This window comes from Clostridium cadaveris (assembly GCF_020911725.1).
In the GTDB taxonomy this organism is placed as follows: Bacteria; Bacillota; Clostridia; order Clostridiales; family Clostridiaceae; genus Clostridium_X; species Clostridium_X cadaveris.
This window is the reverse complement of the sequence record NZ_CP076620.1, coordinates 1,900,544-1,917,073: the sequence shown is the minus strand read 5'-3', so window position 1 is coordinate 1,917,073 and position 16,530 is coordinate 1,900,544. Positions and strand designations below refer to the sequence as shown.

The window sequence follows — 16,530 nt, the reverse complement described above, 5'->3', positions numbered from 1 at the left end:
TGATGGGAAAAAAGGTGGTACCGCGAGCTTTCGTCCTTTTAAGGATGAAGGCTCTTTTTATTTTTTTAAAACAAAAGGAGGATACAAATGAGCGAAAATAAGAATATATCAACGACTTATAATCCAAAAGAATTTGAAAAAAGAATTTATGAAACTTGGGAAGAAAAGAAATATTTCACACCAAAAGTAGATAAGAATAAAAAGCCATACACTATAATAATGCCACCTCCAAATATAACAGGACAGCTTCATCTAGGCCATGCTTTAGATAATACTCTTCAAGATATCCTTATAAGGTTCAAGAGAATGGAAGGTTATGAAACTTTATGGCTTCCAGGAGAGGATCATGCAAGTATAGCTACAGAAGTAAAGGTAGAAAATGAGCTTTTAAAACAAGGCTTAAAGAAAAAGGAAATGGGAAGAGAAGCATTCCTAGAAAAAGTATGGGAATGGACAGATGAATACAGAGCTAGAATAAGAGGACAAATAAAGCAGCTTGGATGTTCTGCTGATTTTACTCGTGAAGCATTTACTATGGATGAAAATTTAAATAGAGCAGTAAGACATGTATTTGTTAAATTATACAATGAAGGTCTTATATATCAAGGGCATAGAATTACTAATTGGTGTCCAAAATGCCAAACTGCATTATCTGATGCAGAAATTGAGTATTCAGAACATGAAGGAAACTTCTGGCATATAAAATATCCTGTAATAGATAGTGATGAATATTTAGAGATAGCAACAACAAGACCTGAAACTCTATTAGGTGATACTGCAGTTGCTGTTAACCCAAAAGATGAAAGATACTGCCACTTAGTAGGCAAGAAACTATTACTTCCTCTTGTAAATAGAGAGATACCAATAGTTGCTGATGACTATGTAGATATGGAATTTGGAACAGGTGCTGTTAAAATAACACCAGCTCATGACCCTAATGACTATGAAGTAGGAAAGAGACATAATTTAGATCAAATAAGAGTTATGGATGACAAAGGATATATAAATGAACTTGGTGGAAAGTATAAAGGTCTTGAAAGATATGAAGCTAGACGTGAAATTGTTAAAGATTTAGAAGAACAAGGATTCTTAGTTAAGATAAAACCTCATATTCACAACGTTGGATGTCACGATAGATGCGGAACAGTAGTTGAACCTATAATATCAAAACAATGGTATGTAAAGATGGAATCTTTAGCAAAACCTGCATTAGAAGCAGTAAAAAATAAAGACACAAAATTTGTGCCTGAGAGATTTGAAAAGACATACTTTAACTGGATGGAAAATATTCAAGATTGGTGTATATCAAGACAGCTATGGTGGGGACACAGAATTCCAGTTTGGTATTGTTCTTGTGGAGAAATTATATGTCAAGAAGAAGCTCCAACAGTATGTCCAAAGTGTGGAGAAACTCATTTAGTTCAAGATAATGATGTATTAGATACTTGGTTTAGTTCAGCATTATGGCCATTTTCTACTTTAGGCTGGCCAAACAAAACTGAGGATTTAGAGTACTTCTATCCAACTAATGTTTTAGTTACAGGATATGATATCATATTCTTCTGGGTTGCAAGAATGGTATTTTCAGGTCTTCATAACATGGGAGAAACTCCATTTGAAACAGTATTTATCCACGGAATAGTAAGAGATTCTGAGGGTAGAAAGATGTCTAAGTCTTTAGGAAATGGTATAGACCCATTAGAAGTAATCGATAGCTATGGTGCTGATGCCCTTAGGTTTATGCTAGTTACAGGAAATGCTCCAGGAAATGATATAAGATTCTATCCTGAAAGAGTAGAAGCAGCAAGAAACTTTGCTAATAAGATTTGGAATGCATCAAGATTTATCATGATGAATCTTGACAGAGATCTTATGAATAAATATAAAGACTGCAAAGAATATACACTAGCTGATAAGTGGATACTTTCAAGAATGAATACCGTTATAAAAGAAGTTACAGATAATCTAGATAAATATGAAATAGGAATGGCACTTCAAAAGATTTATGACTTTATGTGGACTGAGCTTTGTGACTGGTATATAGAACTTGTAAAACCTGTATTCTATGGAGATGACGAAAAACAAAAGGGAATAGCATATAATGTGCTTTATACAGTACTCACTTCAGGATTAAAACTTTTACACCCTGTTATGCCATTTATAACAGAAGAGATATTCACTCATCTAGTAATAGATGAAGAATCTATAACAATTTCTGCATGGCCTGAGTATAAAGATGAGTTAAATGATATAGAAGCAGAACATGACATGGATTTAGTTATAGAAGCCATAAAGTCTTTAAGAAACTTAAGAGCAGAAATGAATGTTCCACCATCTAGAAAGGCTAAAGTTATAGCATACTCTAATGAAGAAGGAAAGAAAGCATTTGAAGAAGGAAAACCTTATTTCGAAAAACTTGCATCTGCTTCAGAAGTTGAATTTATAGATACTAAAGAGGGATTGGCTTCAAATGTTGTATCTCTAGTAGTTAAAGGCGGGGAGTTATTCATGCCTCTTTTAGATCTAGTAGATAGAGAAAAAGAGCTTGATAGATTAGCAAAAGAAAAAGATAAACTTTTAAAGGAAATAGATAGAGTTGAAAAGAAACTATCAAATGAAAACTTTACTAAAAAGGCACCAGAAGCTGTTGTAAATGAAGAAAGAGCAAAAGGTGAAAAATACAAAGAAATGCTTAAAGCTGTTGAGGAAAGAATATCAAGCTTAGGTTAGGTGATAGTTTATGAATTATGCTGAATCCATGGAGTATATAAATAAAGCAGGACATTTTGGAAGAAGTTACGGCCTTAAGAGGATTGAACGAATATTAAGTCATTTGGGAAATCCTCATGAAAATATAAAAGCTATTCATATAGCAGGTACAAATGGAAAAGGTTCAACTACAGCCATGATCTCAAGCATTTTAGTTGAAAGTGGATTTAAAGTGGGGATGTATACATCCCCTTATCTAGAAAATTTTGAAGAAAGAATTCAAATAAATAATAAAAATATACCTAAAGATAGGCTTGCACAGGTTATGACAAAGGTTAAGGCTTCTATAGAGAAAGTTGAAAATGAAGGATACGAAGTTCCTAACCAATTTGAAATTATAACTTGTGCTATGTTTAAGTATTTTGATGAAGAAGATATTGATTATGCTGTAATAGAGGTAGGCTTAGGGGGAAGGTTAGATGCCACCAATGTTCTAACTCCACTGATATCTGTTATAGCCTCAATAAGTTATGATCATATGTCGATATTAGGAAACACATTAAATGAGATTGCTTTTGAAAAGTGTGGGATAATAAAACAGGGAGTACCTGTAGTTACTTATAGACAAACTAATGAGGTCTATAATGTTATAAAAGATTCTGCTAAAGCAAAAGGAAGTAAGCTTTTCACTGTGAATAAAGAAGGAAAGTTTATAGATACAATTTCAACTACATCTGTTTATCAAAGAGCGATTTTTGATATTAATGGAGTTGATGAAATAATTGAACTATCTCTTTTAGGCAATTATCAACTTTTGAATTGCAGTCTTGCTCTAAAAACTATAGAAGTTCTAGAAAATATAGAAAAGATTAATATACCTGTTAGCCATAAAAAAGCAGCATTAAAAAATGTAAAATGGCCAGGAAGATTAGAGGTAATGAATTTATCTCCATTAGTAGTTATAGATGGTGCTCATAATATAGATGGAATCACAAAACTCAGTGAAAGCATAAAATCATATTTTAAGTATGAAAGATTGATACTTATAATAGGCATCCTTGTAGATAAGCAGGTTGAAAACATGATAAATGTAATATGTCCTATGGCAGATAGAATTATTGCAGTGGCCCCTCACAATGATAGGGCAGAAAGCTCTCAAAATTTAAGATGCAAGATTGCTGGAGTTAATAAAAATGTATCGGCCGTAGAAAGCTATGATGAAGCTTTTTCTGAAGCTATGAATTATTCTACATCGAAAGATATGATATCAATTTGTGGTTCACTATATATGATAGGTGACATGAGAGGCATAATTACAAGAACATTAAAAAATAGAAAATAACAATAAAGCGGTATAAGACTAAACTAATATTTAGTCTTATACCGCTTTTGATATATGAAAAAATTTTATATGGTATATTCCTCTGTAAAATGAAGAAAATAAATTATAGTGTTACAAATACTAAAGTTATTCTGTTTATGGGAGGAAAATATGGAATTATATAAAAATCTTGAAGAAAACGTACATGAAATAAGAAAATTATTAGATTTAGGGCACAGCTTTGATGTCATAGAAAGGATAATAGATGTACATGACAGCAAGTTTTATATGTACTATTTAGATGGATTCATTAAAGATACAAACTTAGAATATGTGAGAAGGGATCTGTACAATCTAAAACCTGAAGACTTTAAAAAGATAAATACGGCAGATGATTTAATTCAAAAAGGTTTAAGTTCAATAGAATGCAGTACAGAAAAAGATTTTGAAAAAATAGTAACTGGTATTTTGTCAGGACAGACAGCACTATTTGGTGAGAATTGGAATAAGGCTGTAATGCTTGATTTTAGAACATATCCTGCTAGAGGAGTAGAGGAACCTGAAAAAGAAAAAGTTTTGCACGGGTCTCATGATGGCTTTGTAGAAACCATAGTGTTTAATACGGCTCTTATAAGAAGGCGTATAAGAGATCCACATTTAGTATTTGAAATGCACTCCATAGGAAGTATTAGCAGAACTGATTTAGCTGTAGGATATATGACAAACAAAGTACATAAAAAGGCGTTAGAATATATAAATAAAGTTATAGATGAATTAGACATAAAATCTTTAACTTTGGGCGATCAAAGTTTTATAGAAGCTATAAATCATAAATCATGGATGAATCCTTTCCCAAAAGCTAGATATACAGAGAGGCCAGACGTAGCATCGTGTCAAATAATGGAGGGAAGTATAGTTGTTCTTATAGATAATACATCTTCTATATTGATTTTCCCTTCAGGTATATTTGATTTTCTACAATCTGCTGATGATTATTATATGCCTGTATTCACTGGAAATTACTTAAAGATCGTTAGATATTTAGTGCTTTTAGGAAATATATTTATTCCGCCAGTATATGTATTGCTGACAGATAATCCTGAATGGCTTACAGATTATTTAAGCTTTTTACTGCCCAAAGAATCTTACAATATTCCAATATTTCTTCAATTTCTTATTGCTGAACTGGCAATTGATGGCTTAAAATTAGCATCACTAAATACTCCAAGTTCTCTTGGAACATCTTTATCGGTAATAGGTGGATTGATTTTAGGGGATTATACAGTTAAAACGGGCTGGTTTACAGAGCAGACTATACTGTATATGGCAATTGTAGCTTTATCAAGTTTTACGCAGCCAAGTATTGAGTTAAGTTTTGCCTTCAAGTTTTCAAGAATGTTACTGGTGGCATTAACAGGCATATTTGGAACTTGGGGATTTATAATAGGTATTATAATAAATATATCTGTATTAGCATCTACAAAAACAATAATTGGAGAATCATATTTATATCCTTTAATACCTTTTAACTGGAAGGCAATAAAGCATCTTATATTTAGATGGAAAAAAGAATTAAGGACAAAATAAAAGAAGGACTTTTGGTCCTTCTTTTATTTATAGTGATTCTAATGCAATAGCAAGCTGATCAGGGCAAGATGTTTTCTTAGAACCACATTTAATTCCTTTTAATCTATCAATAACTTCATTTATTTCCATTCCTTCAACAAGCTTTGAAATTCCTTGAAGATTACCATTACATCCTCCTTCAAAAGAAACGGATGTTACTCTATTATCAACTACTTCAAAGTTAATATTTCTAGCGCAAACGCCTTGAGTTTTAAATGTTATCATCTATATATCCCCCTTAATGAAATGTTATGCTTTTTAATTATAGAATAGAAGAAAAATAATGTCTATATGTTTTTTTATGTATATAGAGAAATATTTAAATATAAAAACCATATCCGATTATAGGATATGGTTTTTACTAATCACCTATTAAAAGATGAACAATTTTATTGTATATTTCAGCTGAATTAGTTTTCCATTTGGTGCATAGATCCATTGCTTGTTTATTAGAAGCAACACTTAGTTTTAAATCCATAAGTAAAGTTTCATTTTCAAGAGCCTGAAGTGAAACTATAAAACTGCTATCTTCACTTACAGTGTAACTAGCACTAAGTGTAAGCTCCTTCTTTATTTGTTCTAATTTGTTTTTTAAATATTCTTCAATAGATGATATTTTGTTTTCTGGAATCCTATCCTTGAAGAAGGAAAGGACGTTTGATCCTTTTTCTGTTATAGAAAGAAGCTTTTTGTCATTAATATCTTTATAAGTTAAAAACCTAGAAGATATAAGCTCAGATATATATTGCTGAAGTACAAAATAATTTATAAATCCGTTTTCTAAGACTATATCTGTAAGCTGACTATTAGAAATAGGAACTTTTACAGTTTTAATTATAAATAGAACCAGCAGCTTATTTTCAGCTAATTCTGTAGTACTTTCATACATGCGAATCCCACCCTCCAACGTAAAGTGAAAGTATATAACATCATTATATATTCTAATTATATAATATTTATGAAAAAAATATAAGATAAAAGTAAATATATAAAGTAAATAAAAAATGAATAGGTTTATTTTTTTTGAATATATATAAAATATATTAAGATTTAAGATAATAAATCAAGGGAGGAATAGATATTGGGAAGATAAGAAAAAAAATAAACATAATGTTAGCATTGCTAATAGCGACAATAACATTATCTTTAATTAATATGAATCCTTCAATAGGAGTATCAGCAAATAATGATGTACACCCTATATATTCTGTAGATACATCGGAGAAAAAAATTAGTATAACTTTTGATGTCAATTGGGGAACAGATCACACAAAAGAAATATTAGATATTTTGGACAAGTATGATGTAAAAGCAACTTTCTTTGTCATTGGAAAATGGATAAATTATAGTGAAGATAATGCTAAGATTTTATCAGAGATAAAGAGTAGAGGACATGAAATAGGAAATCATTCTAATAGTCATGCTGATTTTACTAAAATCAATAAAGAAAAAATAAAAGAAGAAATCAATTTGACTAATGAAAAAATAAATAAAATAACAGGAGAAGATGTAAAATTATTTAGATTTCCAAGTGGAGCTTATAATAGCAATGCGGTTAATATGGTAAATGAATGTAGAGTTTTTCCTATACAGTGGAGTGCAGACAGCGTAGATTGGAAAGAGAAAGGAGCTGATATAGAATATAATAGAATTATGAAGAAAGCAGAGCCTGGAGCCATACTTCTTTTTCATAACAATGCTAAATATACTCCTGAAAATCTTGAACGATTAATACCTAAACTTCAAGAAGAGGGATATGAATTTGTAAAAGTTTCAGACTTAATCTACAAAGAAAATTTTTACATTAATAGTAATGGAAAACAAATTAAAAAATGACATATTGAAATCTATAGTCAAAATGTATTATAATGGAAGTGTGATAGAATTTATTATATAAATAAAAAAGTAATATTTTTTTATGTTAAAGAATACTTTATTGGTGTAACAAATAAAAACTAAGGGAGAGAGGGGTTAAGATGGAGAATTTACTTTTAAACAACAAAATTTATTTAGAGGGAACTGTATCTTCAGAATTGAAATTTAGTCATGAAATGTATGGGGAGGGATTCTATACTTTTTCTTTAGACGTTATGAGGTTAAGTGATACAAAGGATAGTCTTTGTATTACAGTATCAGAAAGAATAATAACCAATATAGATTTGAGCATAGGTAGAGATGTAATAGTTGATGGACAATTAAGATCATATAATAAATTTGTTGATGGGTCTAATAGACTTATACTTACTGTTTTTGCAAGAAATATTGAGCCTTGTGAAGAAAGAAGCAAAAATCCAAATGAAATTTTCTTAGATGGATATATATGCAAAGCTCCAGTATATAGAACAACACCATTTGGAAGGGAAATAGCAGATGTTCTTTTGGCTGTAAACAGAGCCTACAATAAATCTGACTACATACCAACCATAGCTTGGGGTAGAAATTCAAGATTCTGTCAAACCTTAGAAGTTGGTGAAAATATAAGAGTATGGGGAAGATTACAAAGCAGAGAGTATCAAAAGAAAGTTGGAGAAAATGAAACGGTTAAGAAGGTAGCATATGAAGTTTCAATTTCTAAAATGGAAAGAGTTAATAAAGAAGGCACCTCTTCTTCAGAAGAACAGGGTGCTGTATAAAAATAAGGGGTATGGATTTTAATCCATACCTTATTTTCTTAAATCATCAACAAGTTGAGTTTTATCTTTAGTTTTATCGTCAACAGATTTTATTATTTTAGCAGGGGTACCAGCTACAACAACTCCGTTAGGCACATCTTCTACTACAACAGAACCTGCAGCTACAACAGAGCCTTTTCCAACTCTTACTCCTTCAAGGATTACAGCATTTGCACCAATTAGAACATCATCTTCAATTATACAAGGAGTTTTGCTTGGTGGTTCAAGCACTCCAGCGACTACAGCACCTGCGCCTAGATGCACTCTTTTTCCTAATTGGCCTCTAGCGCCTACTACAGCATTCATATCTACCATAGTTCCTTCGCCAATTTCGGCACCTATGTTTATGACAGCTCCCATCATTATAACAGCATTTTTACCTATAGATACTTTGTCTCTTATGATTGAACCTGGCTCTATTCTTGCTTCAATATTTAATATATCTAATAGAGGAATAGCTGAGTTTCTACGATCATTTTCAAGTCTGAAGTTTTGAATTTTATCTTTATTATTTAATAATAAAGAAGAAACATCCTGGCTCTCTCCAAATAGAACTCCAAATTTATCATTGCCGTAAAAATCTACATCATCCATATTTATATCAGCTAAATTTCCTTTTATATAAACTTTAACTGGAGTAGATTTTTCTGATTCTTTTATAAAACGTGCGATTTCATAAGGGTCTGTAAAATTATAATTCATATTTATCAATCCTTTCAAAAGTGTACATATTACGACATATTACCTATTATAATAAATTTCAAGATCTATTAAAAGGGAGTATTTTAAAAAAATTTTATTAAATTAGAACGAATTTAAAAACATAAGGTTTACTTAATATTTATATTATAAGCCTACTGTGATAAAATATAATAAATATTTTTAAGTAGTGGTTAGGAGAGGTTATATGAATGATAAAGTGAAAAAAATAGAAACTTCAGGTATAAGAAAATTTCATAATAAGGTTTCTGAAGTACCAGGTGCAATATCCTTAACTTTGGGTCAGCCTGACTTTAAAACTCCAAATGCTATAAATGAAGCTATGATAAAGGCTATAAACGAAAATAAGAATGGATATACTTCCAATGAAGGAATTGAACCTCTTAGAGAAGAAATTTCAAATTATTTAAAGAGTAAAAAAATAGACTTTAATAAAGATGAGATATGTATAACTGCTGGTGGGAGCGAAGCTTTGTATGTTACATTTCAAGGTCTTTTCAATATCGGTGATAAGATTTTAATCCCTAATCCTGCATTTCCGGCTTATAAAGCTATAGCAGATATATTGGGCTTAGAGGTTATAGAATACGACTTAAACGAAGAGTTCATGATAGATATAAACAAATTGAAGGAATTGATAAAGACAAATGATATAAAAGGCTTAATGCTGTCTTATCCTTCGAACCCTACTGGAGCTATACTTAATGAAAAACTTAAAGAAGATTTGTATGAAATCTTAAAAGCTGAGGATATCTATATAATAAGTGACGAGATTTATGCTGAATTAATTTATGAAAATGAATATTTGTCATTAGCTCAATATGAAGATATGCTAGAAAAAATCATATATATAAGTGGATTTTCAAAAATGTTCGCTATGACAGGTCTAAGGCTTGGATATGTTTGTGCTAAGAAAAACATACTAGACTCTATTTCAAAGGTTCATCAATATAATGTATCCTGTGCACCATCAATAGTTCAATGGGGAGCTTTAGAGGGACTTAAGAGTTCAATGGATGATGTTAAGATTATGAGAGAAAGCTTTAAAGAAAGAAGAAACTATTGTTACAATAGGCTTAAAGCGATGGGATTCAGCTGCAGTTTGCCTTCAGGAGCTTTTTACATCTTTCCATCCATAGAAAAGTTTAACCTTTCCAGCGAAGAATTCTGCACTGATTTATTAAATAAAGAAAAAATTGCTTGTGTTCCTGGAAGTGCTTTTGGAAGTAGAGGAGATAATAATATAAGAATCTCATATTGCTATAGCATGAAAGAACTTGAAATGGCGTTAGATGGAATTGAAAGATGGATAGAAGATAAGAAATAGAAATATAAGGGAGCTTAAGCTCCCTTATATTTTTTAGATGTTATTTAAGTTTATCATGTCATCCATGTTGTATAGTCCGATTTTTTTATCCTTCATAAATACAGCAGCTTTTAAGGCTCCTTGAGCAAAAACCTCTCTAGAAATAGCCTTATGATTGAACTCTAAAACTTCACCGGCACCAGCAAAAATTACCTCGTGATCTCCAACTATATTTCCGCCACGTATAGCATGAATACCTATTTCTCCTTTAGAACGCTTAGAAGACCCCTCTCTTCCATATATATATGGAGGTTCGCTTTCCAAAGAATCCTTTATCACATCAGCAAGAAGAATTGCAGTTCCACTAGGGGCATCTACTTTTTGGTTATGATGTTTTTCTACTATCTCTATATCAAAATCATTATAAAGGTAAGGTGATACCTTCTTTAAGACAGCACTTAATACATTTATCCCTATGCTCATATTGGCAGATCTAAATATAGGAATTTCTTTTGCAGATTCATTTATAAATTTTAGTTGTTCTTCTGAAAATCCGGTACTGCACACTATAAGTGAAGAATTATTTCCTTTGCAGTAATCAACTAAGTCATATATGGCGTCAGCACGTGAAAAATCAATTATTACATCTACAGGAACTGTGCAATCTTTAATAGATTGAAATACTGGATAATTATCAAGTTGATCTCCAGATTTGTCTACTCCTGCAACTATTTCAATATCAGAAAAACTTTTGACTGAGGAAGTTACTACTTTTCCCATTTTTCCATTACAACCATTTAATAAAACTTTTATCATTTTAATCCTCCTATAATAAGTTTAGTTTTTGAAGCTCATTTTTTAGTACATTTAAATTATCATTACTCATATCACAAAGAGGAAGTCTTAAATTTCCTACCTTCATATCAAGAAGATTTAAAGCAGTTTTTACTGGAATAGGATTAGTTTCAATAAATAAAGCTTCGCATAAAGGAAGAAGCTTTATTTGAAGATCTAAAGATTCTTTAGTTTTTCCTTCTAAATATAAAGAAACTATATCATGAGTTTCTTTAGGGCATACATTTGCAAGAACAGAAATTACACCGATTCCTCCTACGGATAATATAGGAACGATTTGATCATCATTTCCTGAATAAATATCTATTTTATCATTGCAAAGAGCTTTCATCTTAAGGATTTGAGATAAATCACCAGAAGCTTCTTTTATTGCTTTTATATTTGAAAGCTTACATAACTCAACAAGGGTTTTGGGAGCAATGTTCATACCTGTTCTAGCGGGAACATTATAAAGTATTATAGGGATATTTACAGCGTCATTTATTGCTTTGAAATGTGCGATAAGACCTTTTTGAGTTGTTTTGTTATAGTATGGAGTTATTACAAGCAAAGCATCAACTCCAATACTTTCAGCCCATATGCTCATCTCTATAGAAGCTTTAGTATTATTACTTCCAGTACCAGCGATTACGGGTATTCTCTTATTTACCTTTTTAACTGTATACTCTATAGTCTCTTTTCTTTCGGCTTCACTCATAGTAGAAGCTTCTCCTGTAGTTCCGCATATTATTATAGCGTCAGTTTTATTTTCAATGTGCCATTCTAATAGCTCATCAAGTTTATCAAAGTCTACACCGAACTCATTAAATGGAGTTATAAGTGCTACACCAGATCCTTTAAATATTGACATAAGAATACCTCCTAAAGTTTTTATTATATTATATATTTTATATTATTATATAATTCATGGAGATAAAAATATATATGTAAATACAAAATATTCTTATTGAAGTGAATAAATTTTACTTGAAAGCTAAAACTATTAAAAACTTAATTTTTAAATCAGGGGGCGTAATTTATGGGAAAGACTCCATTAAAAAAGGTTATAAAAGCAAAGATAAAATCAAATAAAGAACTCACACCTGATGAGGTTTTGAGGGAAAAATTAAAATACGAAATAGCTGGAGAACTGGGACTTAGTGAAAAGGTAGATGAACTTGGATGGGGAGGTCTTACAGCAGAAGAAACAGGGCGTATAGGTGGACTTATGACTAAGAGAAAGAAAGCACTTCATCTTCCAAGCAATAATGAAATTTTAAAGAATATGGGCAAGCGCAGTTGACGTGAAAGCTAAAAGTATATAAGATAAATTAGTAGAATAAAGAGTTTTGTTTGATGGATAATAAAGGGGGATAAGATGGATAGTTACAAAAGGTTATCCAAGATATATGATACTCTCATATATGAAGATATAGATTATGCTAAAATTAGCAATAAAATAATAAGCTTATGTAAGGAATTTGATATAGATTATAACAATTATTTAGATTTGGCCTGTGGCACAGGAACTTTGTCTGCTAAAATAGGTAAGGCATTCAAAAAATCTTTTTTAGTTGATATGTCTGAGGATATGCTTATGGAAGCCTATGAAAAGTTAAAGATCAATAGAATAAATGCTACAATAATATGTCAGGATATGAGTGAACTGAATATAAATAGCAAATTTAATTTAATTACATGTTCTTTAGATTCAACTAATTATATTGTAGATGAAGAAAATCTTAAAAATTATTTTAAAGGAGTTTCTTCTCTTTTAGAAACTGACGGAATCTTTATATTTGATATAAATTCTTATTATAAGCTTAGCGAGATATTAGGTAATAATACATATAGTTATGATGAAGAAGATATATTTTATTCTTGGGATAATTACTTTGAAGAGGAAACTTTATATATGAACTTAGTTTTCTTTGTTAAGAGTGGAAATCTATACGAAAGATTTGATGAGGAACATATAGAGAAAGCCTATAAGACAGAGTATCTAGATAAGGTGCTTAATGAATGCGGTCTTCAAGTTATTAAAAAAGTTGATAATTATGGAGAAGAGGATATAACAGATTTAACAGAAAGAATAACTTATGTAGTTAAGAAAAAGTAGGGAGGAATTAAAGTGAAAGATATACTTATTAAAGCAACTGCCTTAGAGGGAATGGTAAGAATAATTGGAGTTAGCAGTACAAATCTTGTGAATATAGGAGCAAAAAAGCACAACTGTAGTCCTACTGCGAGTGCAGCACTTGGACGTTCATTAACTGCTGGGGCTATTTTGGGCTCAATGCTTAAAGGTTCAAAAGATACTGTTACTCTTCAAATTAATGGAGGGGGCGAAGCAAAGGGAGTAGTAGTAACTGCATATAGTGATGGAAGAGTTAAAGGGTATATAGGTAATCCTAATGTTGACCTTCCTTTAAACGATAAAGGTAAACTAGATGTAGGAGGAGCCATAGGAAAAAATGGATCTCTATATGTAATTAGAGACATGGGACTTAAAGAACCATATGTAGGACAAGTACCTATATTTACTGGTGAAATAGCAGAAGACTTAGCCTATTATTTTACTGTATCTGAGCAGACACCATCAGCAGTAGCATTAGGAGTCTTGGTTGATAAAGATTTATCCATTAAAGCGTCAGGAGGATTTGTTATTCAAATGCTTCCAGGAGCGGATGAACTTTTGGCAGATACTATAATGTATAGACTTGAAGAAATACCATCCGTTACTGAAATGATGGTAAAGGGAATGAATATAAAAGATATTTTAGAATATATATTTGAAGATATGGATTTAAAGATATTAGAGGAAGATGAACCTTTTTATCAATGTGACTGTTCAAAGGAAAAAGTTGAAAAAGCTCTTATCAGCATAGGTGAAAAAGATTTACAAGAATTATATGATGATAATAAGAGTGAAGAACTTGTATGCAATTTCTGTAATGAAAAGTATATTTTTACCCATGAAGATATAGGAAATATATTAAAATCAAAACAAAATAGTAAAAATAATATTGACAATGAATAAAATGCATTATATAATTTAAAAGGAAGTGGCCTAGTGGCTCAGTTGGTTAGAGTGCCGGCCTGTCACGCCGGAGGTCGAGGGTTCGAGTCCCTTCTAGGTCGCCACTTTTGGCTGGATAGCTCAGTCGGTAGAGCAGAGGACTGAAAATCCTCGTGTCCCTGGTTCGATTCCTGGTCCAGCCACCAGTTTTATGCGGGAGTGGCTCAGTGGTAGAGCGTCACCTTGCCAAGGTGAACGTCGCGAGTTCGAATCTCGTCTTCCGCTCCAAAAGCATCGATTATATCGATGCTTTTTTATATTCTATTAAAAAATAAATCCTCAATATAAATCATAGATTGAAAAGCTTAATTTATATTGAGATTTTATGAATAAATTTTAATATGAGAAAAATAGAAATTAGTATAAAAAATAGGTTATAATCCCCGCCGTAAAATTTTACGACGGGGATTATAAAGTTTAAAATATAGATAATATACTTCCTCTGTCAATTAAAGGTCCTTTTCGAAGATACAATGGATTCACATTATGCTTTTTTAAAAAACTTAATACTTCTTTTCCATATTTATAGTAAGAAAGATCTCCCAAAAAAGCTAAGGTAGATTTGTCTATGAGACCGCAAGTGCCTCCGATAAAGCCGTAATCAAGTCCTGGCAGAAGTATATCTCCAGGTGGAAGCAATAAAACATCTATATTAGTAGAAGATAGAGCGTTTTTTATTGAAATATCACTGGTAATAATAGCATTATCACTTACAATGGCAGCTGAACACTTAGTATAACCTTGATTTGTATTTATTAATTTTTTTGATTTTACAAGATTTAAAAGATTTTTATCTGTACAATTTAACTTGTGTATAAAATAATCGTTTAAATTTAAAGCGTTAAGTATTATATCATATGGATAATTCTTTTGAAGATATTCCGAAGATCTAAATACATTAATATTTAAAATTTTTAAATCACATATTAAATTTTCGGGAAAATCCCTATGAACAATTATGGTGTTTTTATCAATTATATGCAACTGTATATCTGGATGACAACTTATAGCTTCATATAAATTTTTGGCTTTTGGACAATAAATAAGATGTATCTTTCTTTTTTTTAATTCGTTTAATTCTTCAAGTTCAATTCTAGAGTCTACAAAAGATATAGTCAAAACAGACACTCCTTTCTCTATTAATTTTATAATTATAAGTTTTATTTATCAAGGTATTAGATGGAAAGTAGCTATGTGTTGTCGAGAATTGTTATTATTTTTTTGTATATCCATCTCATTAAAACACATACTATGATTAAGAAGGGAGTGAGAAAAAATGCTTCTTCTAAAGATCATATACGAAGGGGACTCTATAATTGTAGATGAGTTGCAAGAGCTTAAAGGTTATTACAAAGACAAGAATATAGTGTTAGGGATATGTGAAAGCATAGATGAAAATACTCACTTCATAAAAATACTTTGTGATGATGATGTATACAACGAAAAATTAAAATCTGCTATCCAATTAAGGGTAAGCACTATTTTATATAAAATAGTAGTAAGTATATTTAAAGACAAAGAATTATATGAAATTTTGACAGATAGCTATTTCTTTCTAAGAAGTGACGAAATTCCTGAATTGAGTGACAAAATTATAAAAGGGTTAAACGGGGATGAAAATATAAAGGATGAAACCTCTATATATTGTTTAAATAGACAGAATAACATAATAGAGAAGATTAAAGAATGTATAGAAGAAAAAGATGAGATAAATGTAGAAGGATTTATAAGATTTAGAATGAAAGAACTTTTAGGAGATTTTCAAAGTATAGTAGATAAGATTGTGGAGACTTATCTAGTTGAAAAAGAATACAATGAATTTGTGAAACTATTAAAATATTTTGTTGAAGTTCAAGAAAGCAAAATAGATGAACTTCATATAATAATTGACTCAAGTGGTTCTTACCATCTTGAAAATAGAGAAGGAAAAGATATAATGGATGAGTTTGTAAATGAATTATTAGATTGCAAAATGGGATCTACAATAAATGTGGAGGATATGATAATAAGTGGACTTATAACTAATGCTCCACAAAAGATAATAATTCATGGAGCTGAGAACTCATCTAATAAAGAATTAATTGAAACTATAAAAAATGTTTTTTTAGATAGAGTTATAATCTGCAGTGGATGCAGTAGATGTGTAAAAACTAAAATAAAAATATAATATAGTATTGACAGTAAAAAATTGAAGTGTTATAATTATTTTTGTCAAGTAGAGACTATCGTTTCTCACCTTACGGCGTGCTTAGTAAGGTACCTA

General features: G+C 30.7%; 16 protein-coding genes, 3 tRNA genes and 1 other annotated feature (1 of these 20 running past the window's edge). Of the genes, 13 read left to right on the top strand and 6 right to left on the bottom strand.

Annotation, left to right across the window (positions count from 1 at the left end; genetic code table 11):
• Positions 1–41: a binding site (T-box leader), on the top strand; it begins 173 nt to the left of the window's first position.
• A gap of 46 nt (positions 42–87) precedes the next feature.
• The 3 genes from KQH81_RS09120 (at position 88) to KQH81_RS09110 (ending at position 5,617) form a co-directional block, all read left to right on the top strand.
• Positions 88–2,730, top strand: coding sequence for a valine--tRNA ligase (locus KQH81_RS09120; protein WP_027638278.1), 2,643 nt, complete (start codon positions 88–90; stop codon positions 2,728–2,730).
• A gap of 10 nt (positions 2,731–2,740) precedes the next feature.
• Positions 2,741–4,051: a bifunctional folylpolyglutamate synthase/dihydrofolate synthase gene (locus tag KQH81_RS09115; protein ID WP_027638279.1), complete on the top strand. Its 1,311-nt coding sequence runs from the start codon at positions 2,741–2,743 to the stop codon at positions 4,049–4,051.
• A 150-nt stretch (positions 4,052–4,201) separates the two neighbouring features.
• Positions 4,202–5,617, top strand: a complete 1,416-nt coding sequence (locus KQH81_RS09110) for a spore germination protein (protein ID WP_027638280.1) — start codon at positions 4,202–4,204, stop codon at positions 5,615–5,617.
• 27 nt (positions 5,618–5,644) lie between these two features.
• Here the strand turns inward: KQH81_RS09110 and KQH81_RS09105 are convergent, their stop codons facing one another.
• On the bottom strand, positions 5,645–5,878 hold the full coding sequence (locus KQH81_RS09105; RefSeq protein WP_407647351.1) for a TIGR03905 family TSCPD domain-containing protein: 234 nt from the start codon (positions 5,876–5,878) through the stop codon (positions 5,645–5,647).
• A gap of 139 nt (positions 5,879–6,017) precedes the next feature.
• Entirely contained in the window at positions 6,018–6,545 is a 528-nt protein-coding gene (locus tag KQH81_RS09100) for a DUF4364 family protein (protein ID WP_230028124.1), read from the bottom strand.
• 221 nt (positions 6,546–6,766) lie between these two features.
• Between KQH81_RS09100 and pdaB the strand changes: the two genes are divergently transcribed.
• The gene (gene pdaB / locus KQH81_RS09095; RefSeq protein WP_035770538.1) at positions 6,767–7,492 is read left to right on the top strand and encodes a polysaccharide deacetylase family sporulation protein PdaB; all 726 of its coding nucleotides are present in this window, start codon (positions 6,767–6,769) and stop codon (positions 7,490–7,492) included.
• Between the two features lie 140 nt (positions 7,493–7,632).
• Positions 7,633–8,289, top strand: a complete 657-nt coding sequence (locus KQH81_RS09090) for a single-stranded DNA-binding protein (RefSeq protein ID WP_027638284.1) — start codon at positions 7,633–7,635, stop codon at positions 8,287–8,289.
• Between the two features lie 30 nt (positions 8,290–8,319).
• On the opposite strand, the gene dapD is transcribed toward KQH81_RS09090, so the two are convergent.
• The gene (dapD, locus tag KQH81_RS09085) at positions 8,320–9,030 is read right to left on the bottom strand and encodes a 2,3,4,5-tetrahydropyridine-2,6-dicarboxylate N-acetyltransferase (protein WP_027638285.1); all 711 of its coding nucleotides are present in this window, start codon (positions 9,028–9,030) and stop codon (positions 8,320–8,322) included.
• Between the two features lie 205 nt (positions 9,031–9,235).
• Between dapD and KQH81_RS09080 the strand changes: the two genes are divergently transcribed.
• Positions 9,236–10,375 (top strand): pyridoxal phosphate-dependent aminotransferase, encoded by a 1,140-nt coding sequence (locus tag KQH81_RS09080; RefSeq protein WP_027638286.1) that lies wholly within the window; start codon positions 9,236–9,238, stop codon positions 10,373–10,375.
• Between the two features lie 33 nt (positions 10,376–10,408).
• On the opposite strand, the gene dapB is transcribed toward KQH81_RS09080, so the two are convergent.
• A complete protein-coding gene (dapB, locus tag KQH81_RS09075) occupies positions 10,409–11,170 on the bottom strand; it encodes a 4-hydroxy-tetrahydrodipicolinate reductase (protein ID WP_027638287.1) in 762 nt (253 codons plus the stop codon).
• A 10-nt stretch (positions 11,171–11,180) separates the two neighbouring features.
• On the bottom strand, positions 11,181–12,059 hold the full coding sequence (gene dapA / locus KQH81_RS09070; RefSeq protein WP_099335534.1) for a 4-hydroxy-tetrahydrodipicolinate synthase: 879 nt from the start codon (positions 12,057–12,059) through the stop codon (positions 11,181–11,183).
• Between the two features lie 168 nt (positions 12,060–12,227).
• Here dapA and KQH81_RS09065 point away from each other — a divergent pair, with 168 nt between their 5' ends.
• From KQH81_RS09065 to KQH81_RS09040, 6 genes are all read left to right on the top strand, one after another.
• On the top strand, positions 12,228–12,491 hold the full coding sequence (locus tag KQH81_RS09065; RefSeq protein WP_027638289.1) for a small, acid-soluble spore protein, alpha/beta type: 264 nt from the start codon (positions 12,228–12,230) through the stop codon (positions 12,489–12,491).
• Between the two features lie 75 nt (positions 12,492–12,566).
• The gene (locus KQH81_RS09060; protein WP_230028121.1) at positions 12,567–13,307 is read left to right on the top strand and encodes a class I SAM-dependent DNA methyltransferase; all 741 of its coding nucleotides are present in this window, start codon (positions 12,567–12,569) and stop codon (positions 13,305–13,307) included.
• 12 nt (positions 13,308–13,319) lie between these two features.
• Positions 13,320–14,228 carry an Hsp33 family molecular chaperone HslO gene (hslO, locus tag KQH81_RS09055; RefSeq protein WP_027638291.1) on the top strand — a complete coding sequence of 303 codons (909 nt, stop codon included), beginning with the start codon at positions 13,320–13,322 and terminating at the stop codon, positions 14,226–14,228.
• Positions 14,229–14,255: 27 nt separating this feature from the next.
• Positions 14,256–14,332, top strand: a tRNA-Asp gene (locus KQH81_RS09050).
• Positions 14,333–14,337: 5 nt separating this feature from the next.
• Positions 14,338–14,413: transfer RNA gene (locus KQH81_RS09045), tRNA-Phe, on the top strand.
• Positions 14,414–14,420: 7 nt separating this feature from the next.
• Positions 14,421–14,495, top strand: a tRNA-Gly gene (locus KQH81_RS09040).
• Positions 14,496–14,684: 189 nt separating this feature from the next.
• On the opposite strand, the gene KQH81_RS09035 is transcribed toward KQH81_RS09040, so the two are convergent.
• Complete coding sequence (locus KQH81_RS09035; protein ID WP_099335533.1) at positions 14,685–15,386, bottom strand: DUF6873 family GME fold protein; 702 nt, start codon at positions 15,384–15,386, stop codon at positions 14,685–14,687.
• Between the two features lie 157 nt (positions 15,387–15,543).
• On the opposite strand from KQH81_RS09035, the gene ytxC reads away from it, so the two are divergent.
• Positions 15,544–16,434, top strand: a complete 891-nt coding sequence (ytxC, locus tag KQH81_RS09030) for a putative sporulation protein YtxC (RefSeq protein WP_099335532.1) — start codon at positions 15,544–15,546, stop codon at positions 16,432–16,434.
• Positions 16,435–16,530 lie beyond the last annotated feature (96 nt).

What these genes read in the sequence shown, in the direction of transcription:
- KQH81_RS09120 (WP_027638278.1), top strand. Translation starts at nt 88, where the DNA reads ATGAGCGAAAATAAGAATATATCAACGACTTATAATCCAAAAGAATTT.
- KQH81_RS09115 (WP_027638279.1), top strand. Translation starts at nt 2,741, where the DNA reads ATGAATTATGCTGAATCCATGGAGTATATAAATAAAGCAGGACATTTT.
- KQH81_RS09110 (WP_027638280.1), top strand. Translation starts at nt 4,202, where the DNA reads ATGGAATTATATAAAAATCTTGAAGAAAACGTACATGAAATAAGAAAA.
- KQH81_RS09100 (WP_230028124.1), bottom strand. Translation starts at nt 6,545, where the DNA reads ATGTATGAAAGTACTACAGAATTAGCTGAAAATAAGCTGCTGGTTCTA.
- pdaB (WP_035770538.1), top strand. Translation starts at nt 6,767, where the DNA reads ATGTTAGCATTGCTAATAGCGACAATAACATTATCTTTAATTAATATG.
- KQH81_RS09090 (WP_027638284.1), top strand. Translation starts at nt 7,633, where the DNA reads ATGGAGAATTTACTTTTAAACAACAAAATTTATTTAGAGGGAACTGTA.
- dapD (WP_027638285.1), bottom strand. Translation starts at nt 9,030, where the DNA reads ATGAATTATAATTTTACAGACCCTTATGAAATCGCACGTTTTATAAAA.
- KQH81_RS09080 (WP_027638286.1), top strand. Translation starts at nt 9,236, where the DNA reads ATGAATGATAAAGTGAAAAAAATAGAAACTTCAGGTATAAGAAAATTT.
- dapB (WP_027638287.1), bottom strand. Translation starts at nt 11,170, where the DNA reads ATGATAAAAGTTTTATTAAATGGTTGTAATGGAAAAATGGGAAAAGTA.
- dapA (WP_099335534.1), bottom strand. Translation starts at nt 12,059, where the DNA reads ATGTCAATATTTAAAGGATCTGGTGTAGCACTTATAACTCCATTTAAT.
- KQH81_RS09065 (WP_027638289.1), top strand. Translation starts at nt 12,228, where the DNA reads ATGGGAAAGACTCCATTAAAAAAGGTTATAAAAGCAAAGATAAAATCA.
- KQH81_RS09060 (WP_230028121.1), top strand. Translation starts at nt 12,567, where the DNA reads ATGGATAGTTACAAAAGGTTATCCAAGATATATGATACTCTCATATAT.
- ytxC (WP_099335532.1), top strand. Translation starts at nt 15,544, where the DNA reads ATGCTTCTTCTAAAGATCATATACGAAGGGGACTCTATAATTGTAGAT.